The organism is Flavobacterium chungbukense (assembly GCF_020805785.1).
Lineage (GTDB): Bacteria > Bacteroidota > Bacteroidia > Flavobacteriales > Flavobacteriaceae > Flavobacterium > Flavobacterium chungbukense.
On sequence record NZ_JAJGZV010000003.1, the window covers coordinates 302,628 to 315,557 of the forward strand.

Consider the following 12,930-nt stretch of genomic DNA (forward strand, 5'->3'; position numbering starts at 1 on the left):
AATAAAGTAAAAATCAATAAACTGCCAAAATTCAAATTAAGCCTATGAAAACAAAACTACTTTTAATTTTATTATTAGCACATTTCACTTTTTATGCACAAGTCAACCTAGTTCAAAACGGAGGATTTGAAAAATGGACAAACAGTACAACACCAACAAACTGGATTGTTGAAAATAATGTCAAACAAAACACAACAAGTTATTTTAGAGGATTCAATAGTGTACAGCTTTCTACTTTTTCTACTCTACCGAAAATAACTACTCAAATTCCGATGAAGGCAGGAGTAACATATACTATTAAACTTAAATATAAATTTATAAGTGCTGGTTACGAAAGTTCTCGATTTCCAAGAGTTACATTAAGAATAGCTAATAATGGAGAGTCAAAATATTTTAATATTAAGGATGTTGATACTGAATGGAGAACACTTGAAGGCTCTTTTAAACCAGACCAAGATCTAATTTACGATTTAAGTGTTTCTTTGTCAGGTTATCAGAACTACGAATTTTTGGCTGCCATAGATGAAGTTATGGTATATGTTGCAGGAACCGAAGAATATACCTACATACCTGATCGAGATTTTGAGATGAGATTAAGAGATCGTGGCGTTGAAGTAGGTGATATAAATGGGCTGGTTCTAACTTATTGGATAAAGACACTAACTTCTTTGGATTTAGAACCTGAGATAAAAACTCCAACTTTTGAAATTAAAGATTTAACAGGAATTGAAGATTTTACAGAGTTGGCTTCTCTAAATTGTTCTTACAACAACTTAACCACCTTAGATTTATCTAAAAACACGGCTTTAACTAAGCTTGATTGTAGTTCTAACAATCTAACTACTCTTGATTTATCTGCACAAACAAAAATAACTTCTTTAAGATGTAACAGCAATAAAATAACCAGTCTTGATCTTTCAAAACAAACTGGCTTAAATTATATTTCTTGTTTCGGCAATGCGTTAACATATTTAAATATTAAAAATGGTAATAATACCGCTATTTATTGGAATGGCACCGATAATGGAGGTTTTACATCAAATCCAAATTTGTCTTGCATTATAGTAGATGATCCTGTATACTGGAATAAAAACTGGATGAAGAAAAAAAATGGTAGTGCCATTTATTCATCAACATGCGACGGAAAATATACCGATATTCCTGATGCCAATTTTGAAAAAAAATTAATTGCTCTTAATATAGATGCAGGGCAGCCCGATGGAAAAGTGCTTACATCAAGTATTTCCGCAATAACCACATTAGATGTCTCTGCCAGCTCAATTGCAAATTTAAAAGGAATTGAAGATTTTAGCAGTTTAACTAATTTAAATTGCTCTCAAAATCAATTAGTCAATTTAGATTTTTCTAAACATACAGCATTGACAGCTCTAAATTGTGAATCAAATAATCTTTATAACTTAAATATTAAAAACGGGAAAAACACGCTACTAGTTTATAATCGTATATCATTTAAAAGCAACCCAAATTTAAAATGTATTCAAGTAGACGATGAGAATTACTCAAATATAAATTGGTCACAAAGAAAAGATGCTTTAACAAACTATTCATCAACCTGTACTTTTTTAGGAACGGAAGATTCTACTTTTAATCAAGCTGTTGTACATCCAAACCCAACAAAAGGCGAATTATATATTGAAAATGTGAGCGTAGAAAAAGCAACCGTTTACAATTCGTTAGGACAATTAGTAAAATCGTTCACTTTCAGCAATGGCGAAAGCAGTAACACAATAAACTTGTCTGGCTTGCCAAAAGGTGTTTATTATGTATACTTAATAAATGGTGATGCCGCTTCTGCGAAAAAAATAATCCTAGAATAAACCATACAATTTAGTTCAACTAAAAAATCCCATTTTCAATATTTGAAATGGGATTTTTTTATGCTTAATTTTTTCTGTTTAAAAAATATCTTCGGAAGTAAAAACATCTTTTAAACGAACACCTTTTTCTGTATGTTCAACAGTTATAATTTGATTGTGCGCATCATGTTCTAAAAATAAATAATGATTCTGATCTGCTGCTGCATTCAAAAATTTTGATTTTTCTGGCATTGTCAGCAAAGGTCGTGTATCGTAACCCATAACATACGGCAGCGGAATATGCCCGGCTGTAGCCAATAAATCGGCACAAAAAACAATGGTTTTATCTTGGTATTTTATGTACGGAATCATTTGTTTTTCGGTGTGGCCGTCAACGTAGTAAATGTCAAAATTCAATTCTTTTGAGAAACCAAAATCAGTTTCGGTTCTTTCAATAAAATTTAATTGTCCGCTTTCCTGCATTGGCAAAATATTTTCAGACAAAAAAGACGCTTTTTCACGTGCGTTGGGTTGAGTTGCCCATTTCCAATGATTTTCATTTGTCCAAAATTTGGCATTTTTAAAAGCAGGCTCGTAACCTGTTTTATCCGAATTCCACTGAACACTTCCTCCGCAATGATCAAAATGAAGATGCGTCATAAAAACATCCGTAATATCATCACGGCTAAAACCATATTTTGCTAGCGATTTATCTATAGAATGAGAACCCCAAAGCGAATAATATCCAAAGAACTTTTCAGATTGTTTATCCCCCATTCCGGTGTCAATTAAAATTAAACGTTTTCCGTCTTCAATTAATAAACAACGTGCTGCAATATCAATTAAGTTATTAGCATCTGCTGGATTTGTTTTATTCCAAATCGTTTTAGGAACAACGCCAAACATAGCGCCTCCATCTAATTTGAAATTTCCAGATTCTATAGGATAAAGTTTCATGAGAGTAGTTTTGTAAAAGAACAAAGCTAGGAAATCCCGACTCCTTTTACTAAAATTTCTACTTAAAAAACTTTTGTATTATTCTAATGTGATTGAAGTGCTTCCCATTATTTCTTGCTTGTCGAAGTAATTTACAAAATAAGTGCCTTTCTTAAAATGATCTTCATTTGCATTTAAGATTCCGTAAACATTGACAGACTTGCCTTGAAAATCTGCTGCCACTATAAAACTATAAACTAAAGCTTTATTATTTCCGAATTCGATTAGTTTATCATCTCCTAAAACGCTGTTTTTTTGATCTAATACCTGAACATAATATACTCGTTTTCCAGTTTTTGCAACCGCATTTCCATTAATTGTAAAACTGATTTTAAGTTTATCTGTACTCTTCGATTTTGTAGTTTCCAGTTCTTTTCCAGAGCTTTTTTCACGAAGTGCAATTACTTTAAAATTACTTAAAGAAAGTTTCGAAGCATCTTTTAAAGTCGACTCCAGCCTTTTTTGTTTTGAAACTAAAGTATCATTTTCTGCTTTCTGCTGGTACATCACAACATTTTGACTTTCAATTTCTGTTAAAAGGTTTTTATTTTGAAATTTCAGTTTTTTAATTTCCTGCACTCTAATGTCTAAAGAGTTCTTTAAATCTAAAAGCTGATTTCTGTATATTTTAATTTGAGCCGCGGTCGGATTCTGAGAAACTTTAATCAGCTGCATTAAATTTTCAACATTCTTTCGTTCCAGTTCTAATTCTCTAGACATCGTATTTTTCTCAAGAATAGCTACATCGTATGCTTCCTTTAAAGTATTTAAAGAATCCAGAATATTCATTTGTTCGCTTAACTCTCGCTTTACAACAGGATTTGATTTGGCAACAACTTCTTCTTTTATCTCACTTTCCTCATTTTCAGGCTCGCTGCTAAAAACCAATACTGTAGCGCCTATTCCTAAAACAAAAATTAAAGCAAATAATGGTTTAAACCACTTTATTGTATTTTGTTTTTTCATAATTAGTCACAATTTTTCGCAAAAATACCAAATAATCACAGAGTTACATCAGTAGAAATACTCGTTTTTAACATTTAAAACATGAAATTGCAAAAAATCGAAAAAAAAGCAACATTTTCAGCATTTATAGGCTCTTTTTGGAGCCAAATTTTATCAAAATAACTATTATCTATTTTAACATTTGTTATAATAATGTGAACCGTTATGGAAAAAGGTTTTTAAGTCGTATCTTTGCAGACAATTTCTATTTAACATTGAAAATTAGCGTTTTAAATCTGTACTAATTTCATTACAGAAGAAAAATGCACATTAAATTAAACATCTAAGAACAATGATAAAAGTTTCAGATACTGCCAAAAAGAAAATCATCGACCTGATGACTGATGATGGTTTTGACGCCGCAAATGACTACGTAAGAGTAGGAGTAAAAAGTGGTGGATGCTCTGGTTTGTCATATGATTTAAAATTTGACAAGACCAAAGGAGAAGACGATAAAATATTCGTAGATAACGATATACAAATTGCAGTTGAAAAAAAATCATTCCTTTATTTAGCCGGAACAATTTTAGAATTTTCTGGAGGATTAAACGGAAAAGGATTTGTTTTCAATAATCCGAATGCAAGTAGAACTTGCGGATGTGGAGAATCATTCTCTCTTTAGTCAAAAGCCGAAAGTCGTAAAGTCATAAAGACTAAATTGACTTCAAACTTTGGACTTTAAAACTATTAGACAATAAAAAAACAATGAGCAAATACACCGAAGACGATTTAAAAATCGAACTGGAAACTAAAGAATATGAGTACGGATTTTATACTAATATAGAATCTGAGACTTTCCCTATTGGCTTAAACGAAGATATCGTAAGAGCAATTTCTCTTAAAAAAGAAGAACCTGAATGGATGACTGAATGGCGTATCGAAGCTTTCCGCGCATGGAAAGAAATGATCGAACCAGAATGGGCAAATGTACATTATGAAAAACCAGATTTTCAGGCTATTTCATATTATTCAGCTCCAAAACAAGTAGATCCTAACAAAACCTTAGACGATGTAGATCCAGAATTATTAGAGATGTACAAAAAGTTAGGAATCTCAGTAGACGAACAGAAAAAAATGAACAATGTCGCTATGGATATTGTAGTTGACTCTGTTTCTGTTGCCACTACTTTTAAGAAAACATTGGGCGAAAAAGGAATTATTTTCTGTCCAATTTCTGAAGCTATTAAAGAACATCCAGAATTAGTAAAAAAATATTTAGGAACAGTTGTACCTCAAAAAGATAACTTCTACGCAGCATTAAACTCAGCAGTTTTCTCTGATGGAAGTTTCTGTTATATTCCAAAAGGCGTAAAATGCCCGATGGAACTTTCAACTTACTTCAGAATCAATCAAGCAGGAACAGGACAATTCGAAAGAACTCTAGTTATTGCTGATGCAGGAAGTTACGTTTCTTACCTTGAAGGATGTACTGCTCCAAGCCGTGATGAAAATCAATTGCACGCTGCTGTGGTTGAATTAATCGCTTTGGATGATGCAGAAATTAAATATTCTACCGTTCAAAACTGGTTTCCTGGAAATAAAGAAGGTAAAGGTGGAGTTTACAACTTTGTAACGAAAAGAGGTTTATGCGAAACAAACGCTAAAATTTCTTGGACACAAGTTGAAACAGGTTCTGCTGTTACTTGGAAATATCCTTCTTGTGTATTAAAAGGTGATAATTCAGTAGGAGAATTTTATTCAATCGCTGTAACCAATAATTACCAACAAGCTGACACAGGGACTAAAATGATCCATTTAGGTAAAAACACTAAATCGACTATTATTTCTAAAGGTATTTCGGCTGGAAAATCGCAAAACAGTTACCGTGGTTTAGTGCAGATTTCGCCAAGAGCGGAGAATGCACGTAACTTTTCGCAATGTGATTCATTGCTAATGGGTAACAATTGTGGTGCGCATACTTTCCCTTATATCGAAAGTAAAAATCCATCAGCAAAAATTGAGCACGAAGCAACAACAAGTAAAATTGGAGAAGATCAGGTTTTTTATTGCAACCAAAGAGGTATTCCAACTGAAAAAGCGATTGCCTTAATTGTAAACGGTTTCAGTAAAGATGTCTTGAACAAATTGCCAATGGAATTTGCGGTTGAAGCTCAAAAACTATTAGAGATTTCTTTAGAAGGTTCTGTCGGATAAGAAAAAGCAAACAATTATGGATATCATCTTAAAAAATGTAAAGAAAAAAGATTTTCCAGTTTTAAAATCACTGGCAAAATCTCTTGGTTTTGAAATTATTGAAGAAACGGAGAAACCATATAATCCAGAATTTGTAAAAGAGATTCTTAATGCTGAAAAAAGTATTGAAGAAGGAAAAGGAGTTAAAATAAAAGTTGAGGATTTGTGGAAATAATTTATTCTGAAAAGGCACAAAAAGACATTCTTTTTTGGAAGAAGTCCGGAAACAAATCAATAATGAAAAAGATCACAATTTTAATTGAAGACATTTTACTTCATCCTTACGAAGGACTTGGAAAACCAGAACAATTAAAATATGAATTATCTGGAAGATGGTCAAGAAGAATTGATAAAGAACATCGAATTATTTACAGAATAACAGAAGAAAACAATATAGAAATACTAAATATTCTTTCATTGAAAGGACATTACGAATAAGTATTAATGGAAAATAAAAAAGTAATCATTTTAGGTTCATCAAGAAAAAATGGAAACACAACAAAAATTGTGGACGAGATTTCTAAAGAACACGAAATAGAAGTAATAAATCTAAGCGATTATAATATTTCCTATTACGATTACGAAAGCAAAAATATAGACGATGATTTTTTGCCTCTGATAAGAGGAATTATCGAAAAATATGATACTTTAATTTTTGCAACGCCCATTTATTGGTATAATATGAGCGGAATTATGAAGGTCTTTTTCGATAGGATTTCAGATTTAATCCGAATTGAAAAAGAAACTGGAAGAAAACTAAGAGGAAAGAAAATCGGAGTGATCACAAATTCACATGACAATGTTATTGAAGATAGTTTTTACATTCCGTTTCAAAAAACTGCCGATTATTTAGGTATGGAATATTTAGGACACACGCATTTTAATGCCAACATCCTAAACCAACAAACAAAAATAGAATTGACATTTATATAAAATAAAAAAAACAATGTTATCAATAAAAAACCTTCACGCCTCAATTGGTGATAAAGAAATCCTGAAAGGAATTAATATAGAAGTTAAAGCTGGCGAAGTACATGCTATCATGGGACCAAACGGTTCTGGAAAAAGTACACTTTCTGCAGTTATCGCAGGAAACGAAAACTATGAAGTTACAGACGGAGAAGTTGTTCTTGACGGAGAAGATCTTGCTGATTTGGCACCAGAAGAAAGAGCGCATAAAGGTGTTTTTCTTTCGTTTCAATATCCTGTAGAAATTCCTGGAGTTAGTGTAACTAACTTTATGAAAACTGCAATCAACGAAACTCGCAAAGCAAACGGACAAGAAGAAATGCCGGCAAACGAAATGTTGAAAGTAATTCGTGAGAAATCTGAATTATTAGAAATTGACCGTAAATTTTTATCTCGTTCTTTAAATGAAGGTTTTTCTGGAGGAGAGAAAAAAAGAAACGAAATTTTTCAAATGGCAATGTTAGAGCCAAAATTAGCTATTCTTGATGAAACTGATTCTGGTCTTGATATCGACGCTTTAAGAATTGTTGCTAATGGAGTTAACAAATTAAAAAGCGACAAAAACGCAATTATTGTTATCACACACTACCAACGTTTATTAGATTATATCGTTCCTGATTTCGTTCACGTTCTTTATAACGGAAGAATCGTAAAATCTGGCGGAAAAGAGCTAGCATACGAATTAGAAGAAAAAGGATACGACTGGATTAAGGCAGAAAATTAAATTTTTGTTTCATGTTTCATGTTTTTTTTAGTTTCAAGTTGAATTACGTTTTGTAAGTTTAAACTTAAATTATTTAAAACAGAAATTATGGCAACAATTACTCGATTTGAAGATTTAGAAATCTGGAAAGAGGCTCGACGATTAGCAAAAGAAATTCATCTCATTGCCGTTCAAACAGAGTTAAGATCCGATCTCAGGTTTAAAAATCAAATAAAAGATTCTTCGGGTTCAGTAATGGATAACATTGCTGAAGGATTTGAAAGAGATGGAAATTTAGAATTTCGACAATTTTTATCTATCGCAAAAGGTTCTGCCGGAGAAACAAGATCTCAATTGTATCGCGTTTTTGATTTTGAATATATTTCAGAAGAAAAATTCGAAGCTTTAAAAAAAGATTATGAAAATTTAAGCGGTAAAATAAAAAACTTTATCACTTACCTAAATAAAAAAGATTTCAAGGGGAATAAGTTTCAATAGGCAACATGAAACTTGAAACCTGAAACACCGAAGGAAACAAAAGAACAATGGATTTAAAAGAAAAATTAGTATCGTCTTTTATGGCTTTTGAAGAGCGTGTCGATGTACATTCAGATTTACATGACATACGCACAAATGCTTTAAAAAACTTCGAAAATAAAGGTTTCCCAACCAAAAAAGAAGAAGCTTGGAAATATACATCGCTAAATGCCATCTTAAAAAATGACTTTACGGTTTTTCCAAAACAGGAAAATGCAATCGAATTCAATCAAGTAAAAAAATACTTTTTACATGAAATCGATACTTATAAATTAGTATTTATTGATGGTGTTTTCAGTTCGCATTTGTCTTCTACGACTCATGACGGAATCGATGTTTGTTTGATGTCATCGGCATTGACCAAACCAAAATATAAAATGGTTATTGATACGTATTTCAATCAAATTGCGAGTAAAGATGATAGTTTAACTTCATTGAATACTGCATTTGCTATTGAAGGTGCTTTTATCAATATTCCGAAGAAAAAAGTGGCAGATAAACCAATTGAGATTATGTATTTCTCAACTGGAAATGAAGCTGCTTTAATGGTTCAGCCAAGAAATTTGGTTATTGTGGGTGAAAATTCACATGTTCAAATTATCGAGCGTCACCAAAGTTTGAATGAAAATCCTGTTTTAACAAACTCTGTTACAGAGATTTTTGCTCAAAAACGTGCGATTGTTGATTATTATAAAATTCAAAACGATAATAGCGAAGCGAATTTAGTTGACAATACTTACGTTTCTCAACAACAAGAAAGTCACGCTTACGTGCACACTTTTTCGTTTGGTGGAAATTTAACTCGTAACAACTTAAACTTTTATCACTTTGGTGAAAGATTGACAAGTACGTTAAACGGAATTTCGATTTTAAATGACAAACAACACGTAGATCATTATACTTTGGTAAACCACGCGCAGCCAAACTGCGAAAGTTTCCAAGATTATAAAGGAATTTTCTCTGATCGTTCTACTGGAGTTTTCAACGGAAAAGTTTTAGTAGAAAAAGAAGCTCAAAAAACAAATGCTTTCCAAAAAAGCAACAATATTTTATTGAGTGATAAAGCAACTATCAACGCAAAACCGCAATTGGAGATTTTTGCTGATGACGTAAAATGTTCTCACGGTTGTACAGTTGGACAATTGGATGAAACAGCAATGTTCTACATGCAATCACGCGGAATCCCGAAAAAAGAAGCAAAAGCTTTATTGATGTACGCATTTTCAAATGCCGTTATCGAAAGCATCAAAATACCAGAATTAAAACAAAGAATTACTAAAATCATTGCCATGAAACTTGGTGTGAATTTAGGATTTGATTTGTAGTCGAGGTTTTACCGCAAAGACACAAAGGTTACGCAAAGTTCGCAAAGGTTTATTAAAAACTTTGCGAACTTTGCGCTTTTTACTTGGCGTCTTTGCGGTTAATTATCTGTAAGACTTATAAAATTTCTGCATTTCCAATCAAATTTGGTCCTTCATGAATCCACCAGACCTGTCCTTTATTAAGATATTTTTCAATTGGCTGATTAAGTAAAAATCTGACAGTAACTATTTTTTCTTCTCCCGGTTCAATAGTCAATTGATTTTCAAAAATAATATCTCCCATAAAAGTTTGATTTATTTTCCCATCAATTCCATACTCAAAAACATGATTAGGTCTATAACCACTTATAATTCCAGTTCGCCTTCCTCCCTCAACAGTATCTTTTAATTTAATCTTTGCTTTGACAGATAATAATTCATTTGAATTTTCATACTGTAAATCTGTATAACTCATTAACGTATACTTGTCATAAGCCATTATGTCAAATATTTTAGAATTCCCAGTATTTAACCAACGTTTGTAAATTAGAACTCCATTCATATATAAATAAAGCTCATCATTTTCTATTCTTTTTAAAATCGCCATTTATTATTTCTTGACACTTTCAATTATCTCTTTCAAAAACCCATTAAAGTCAAAACTTTTATCACCTTCTCTAACTCCCATTCTCACAATAACCATATCCAGAGACGGAATAATCGCAACCATTTGACCTTGATAACCGCTGCAATAAAACATATCACGAGGAACATCCGGGAATTTCCCTCCGGCGTTTAGCCAAAATTGCGCTCCGTATTTACCTTCAGAAGTATTTGTTGGTGTTGCTGTATATTTTACCCAGCTTTCGTCCAGAATCTGCTCGCCGTTCCAGTTTCCTTTGTGCAGATATAATAGTCCAAATTTTGACCAGTCACGCGGCGTTGCCCACCCGTAGGAAGAACCTACGAAAGTTCCTGACATATCTTGTTCGACGATCATCGAGTTCATTCCGATTTTGTCGATTACGGCGCTGTACCAAAAATCAAGATATTCCTGCTGCGTTTTAAATTGTCTTCTTAAAATTAGAGATAATAAGTTTGTAGTTCCAGACGAATAATTCCAATGTGTGTTGGGTTTAAACTGAGCTGGTTTATCCAGTTGTACTTTTCCCATATCTTCTGCCTGAAAAAGCATTTTTGTAGCGTCGCAGATTGTGCTGTAATTTTCTTCCCATTCTAAACCAGAATTCATGTGAAGCAAATCATTGATCGTAATAATTTTACGATCGTCATTTTGCCATTCTTTTATTGGTGCTGGTTTATAAATATCAATCTTTCCTTGTTTTGCCAAAACTCCAAAAGCAGAACTTGTGATACTTTTTGTCATTGACCAGCCTAAAATTTTACTGTTTTTATTAAAACCTGTATCATATTTTTCAGCTATCAGTTTGTCTTTATACAAAACTACAACGGCACGAGTTCTTTTTGCTTTTCCACCCGAATTGTCAAAAGCATTTTCAACCGCTTTTTTTAATTTTGAATAATCCACATTCGAAAACGAAGTATCTTTTGGCTCATTATTCCCATATGGAAACGGAAGATTGTTTTCTAGTTTTGTTCTTTTTGGAAGCAGATAAGGTTTTGAAACATCAAAATCATCATTAATCAAAACTGCACCTAAACCTTCACGATAAATTGCTTTTCTTTCCTTTAAACCATAAACATTTGAAGTCGCAAATTTCCCAGCTTCATCAATTGAATTTTTCGCCAAATCAATCATATCGATATCATTGTCTGTTTTTTCAATTAAATCTAATGGACGATTGTCAATAAAATGGCCAGATGCAACGCTCTTGGCAGAAAAGCCAGAAATTAAATCCAATTTCGGATAAGTTGTAAATCCGAAATATAAAAAAGCAAGAACCACTAGAAGCAAAAGTACTTTGAGAAATTTTTTCATGATGATTTAGATATTTTTACTGCAATATAAATAATTTATGTTCACGATTTTAGAAGTCAATTTATAAATCTGATTCGGATAATTCAGTAAAGCAAACCGATTTTTACAAAATCATCATTTAAGCCTTTAATCAATGGCATCATAAAAGGAAATTATAGAATTGCTGTATAAACAAATTTAGTTTTAGTACTTTTGTAAATAGATTTTTTCTAAATAAGACATGCTAGATATTCAAAAAATAAGAGCTGATTTCCCGATACTTTCACAAACTGTAAACGGAAAGCCATTAGTATATTTCGACAACGGAGCTACTTCGCAAAAGCCACAAGTTGTAATTGATGCTGAAGTTAAATATTATCAGGAAATTAATGCCAACATTCATCGTGGCGTTCATACATTAAGCCAGTTAGCTACTGATGCTTACGAAATTTCTCGTGGAAAAGTAAAGGAACACATTAATGCAAAACATGCTCACGAAGTTCTTTTTACTTCGGGAACAACTTTCGGAATCAACTTGGTTACAAATGGTTTTGCTTCAATTTTAAAATCTGGTGACGAAGTAATTGTTTCTTCATTAGAACATCACAGTAATATTGTGCCTTGGCAAATGTTATGCGAAAAAACTGGAGCAACTTTAAAAGTGATTCCAATTAATGAAAATGGAGAACTAATCATCGAAGAATTTGATGCTTTGCTTTCAGAAAAAACAAAAGTTGTTACGGTTAATCATATTTCAAACGCACTCGGAATTATTAATCCGATAAAATACATTATTGATAAAGCTCACGCTGTTGGCGCTGCAGTTTTAATTGATGGTGCGCAGGCAGTTCCGCATTTAAAACCAGATGTTCAGGAATTAGATTGCGATTTTTATGCTTTTTCTGGACATAAAATGTGCGGTCCAACTGGAACTGGAATTTTGTATGGAAAAGAAGAATGGTTAAACAAACTTCCTCCTTACCAAGGTGGAGGAGAAATGATCAAAGAAGTTACTTTCGAGAAAACTACTTACGCGGATCTTCCTCATAAATTTGAAGCTGGAACACCAAATATTGCCGGCGGAATTGTTTTAGGAACTGCAATTGATTATTTAAACAATATTGGTTTTGAAAATATTCAAGAATACGAACACGAACTTTTAGAGTACGCTACAAAACGTTTATCTGAAATTGAAGGTTTAAGAATCTACGGAACAGGAAAAAATAAAGCTTCTGTAATTTCGTTTAATATTGATGGAATCCATCCGTATGATGTTGGTTCTATTATAGATAAGTTAGGAATTGCGGTTAGAACAGGACATCATTGTGCACAACCCATTATGAATTTCTTCTGTATTCCGGGAACAATTCGTGCTTCTTTTTCTTTTTACAATACAAAAGAAGAAATTGATCAAATGGTCGATGCCGTTAAGAAAGCACAAACAATGTTAAGCTAAAAAAACATCTT

14 protein-coding genes are annotated in these 12,930 nt (G+C 32.4%); 10 read left to right on the forward strand and 4 right to left on the reverse strand.

The window, feature by feature from the left end:
• Window positions 1–44: 44 nt before the first annotated feature.
• On the forward strand, window positions 45–1,838 hold the full coding sequence (locus LL966_RS11555) for a T9SS type A sorting domain-containing protein (protein WP_229353322.1): 1,794 nt from the start codon (window positions 45–47) through the stop codon (window positions 1,836–1,838).
• Window positions 1,839–1,916: 78 nt separating this feature from the next.
• Here LL966_RS11555 and LL966_RS11560 read toward each other — a convergent pair whose 3' ends face one another.
• Window positions 1,917–2,774 carry an MBL fold metallo-hydrolase gene (locus LL966_RS11560; RefSeq protein WP_229353323.1) on the reverse strand — a complete coding sequence of 286 codons (858 nt, stop codon included), beginning with the start codon at window positions 2,772–2,774 and terminating at the stop codon, window positions 1,917–1,919.
• A gap of 78 nt (window positions 2,775–2,852) precedes the next feature.
• Window positions 2,853–3,779: a hypothetical protein gene (locus tag LL966_RS11565; protein WP_229353324.1), complete on the reverse strand. Its 927-nt coding sequence runs from the start codon at window positions 3,777–3,779 to the stop codon at window positions 2,853–2,855.
• Window positions 3,780–4,110: 331 nt separating this feature from the next.
• Between LL966_RS11565 and LL966_RS11570 the strand changes: the two genes are divergently transcribed.
• The 8 genes from LL966_RS11570 (at window position 4,111) to sufD (ending at window position 9,545) form a co-directional block, all read left to right on the forward strand.
• On the forward strand, window positions 4,111–4,440 hold the full coding sequence (locus LL966_RS11570; RefSeq protein WP_229353326.1) for a HesB/IscA family protein: 330 nt from the start codon (window positions 4,111–4,113) through the stop codon (window positions 4,438–4,440).
• Between the two features lie 83 nt (window positions 4,441–4,523).
• Window positions 4,524–5,972: a Fe-S cluster assembly protein SufB gene (gene sufB / locus LL966_RS11575; protein WP_229353328.1), complete on the forward strand. Its 1,449-nt coding sequence runs from the start codon at window positions 4,524–4,526 to the stop codon at window positions 5,970–5,972.
• A gap of 16 nt (window positions 5,973–5,988) precedes the next feature.
• Window positions 5,989–6,186, forward strand: coding sequence for a DUF2683 family protein (locus tag LL966_RS11580; protein ID WP_026727152.1), 198 nt, complete (start codon window positions 5,989–5,991; stop codon window positions 6,184–6,186).
• Window positions 6,177–6,449, forward strand: a complete 273-nt coding sequence (locus LL966_RS11585) for a Txe/YoeB family addiction module toxin (RefSeq protein ID WP_229353329.1) — start codon at window positions 6,177–6,179, stop codon at window positions 6,447–6,449. The genes LL966_RS11580 and LL966_RS11585 overlap by 10 nt, the downstream gene beginning before the upstream one ends.
• A 6-nt stretch (window positions 6,450–6,455) precedes the next feature.
• Window positions 6,456–6,944, forward strand: coding sequence for a flavodoxin family protein (locus tag LL966_RS11590; RefSeq protein ID WP_229353331.1), 489 nt, complete (start codon window positions 6,456–6,458; stop codon window positions 6,942–6,944).
• Between the two features lie 13 nt (window positions 6,945–6,957).
• Window positions 6,958–7,704: a Fe-S cluster assembly ATPase SufC gene (sufC, locus tag LL966_RS11595; RefSeq protein WP_229353333.1), complete on the forward strand. Its 747-nt coding sequence runs from the start codon at window positions 6,958–6,960 to the stop codon at window positions 7,702–7,704.
• A gap of 87 nt (window positions 7,705–7,791) precedes the next feature.
• Entirely contained in the window at window positions 7,792–8,181 is a 390-nt protein-coding gene (locus LL966_RS11600) for a four helix bundle protein (RefSeq protein ID WP_229353334.1), read from the forward strand.
• 47 nt (window positions 8,182–8,228) lie between these two features.
• Entirely contained in the window at window positions 8,229–9,545 is a 1,317-nt protein-coding gene (gene sufD / locus LL966_RS11605; RefSeq protein WP_229353335.1) for a Fe-S cluster assembly protein SufD, read from the forward strand.
• Between the two features lie 115 nt (window positions 9,546–9,660).
• Here sufD and LL966_RS11610 read toward each other — a convergent pair whose 3' ends face one another.
• Entirely contained in the window at window positions 9,661–10,131 is a 471-nt protein-coding gene (locus LL966_RS11610) for a hypothetical protein (RefSeq protein ID WP_229353336.1), read from the reverse strand.
• A gap of 3 nt (window positions 10,132–10,134) precedes the next feature.
• Window positions 10,135–11,484: a serine hydrolase domain-containing protein gene (locus LL966_RS11615; RefSeq protein ID WP_229353337.1), complete on the reverse strand. Its 1,350-nt coding sequence runs from the start codon at window positions 11,482–11,484 to the stop codon at window positions 10,135–10,137.
• A 220-nt stretch (window positions 11,485–11,704) separates the two neighbouring features.
• Here LL966_RS11615 and LL966_RS11620 point away from each other — a divergent pair, with 220 nt between their 5' ends.
• The gene (locus LL966_RS11620; RefSeq protein ID WP_229353339.1) at window positions 11,705–12,919 is read left to right on the forward strand and encodes an aminotransferase class V-fold PLP-dependent enzyme; all 1,215 of its coding nucleotides are present in this window, start codon (window positions 11,705–11,707) and stop codon (window positions 12,917–12,919) included.
• Window positions 12,920–12,930 lie beyond the last annotated feature (11 nt).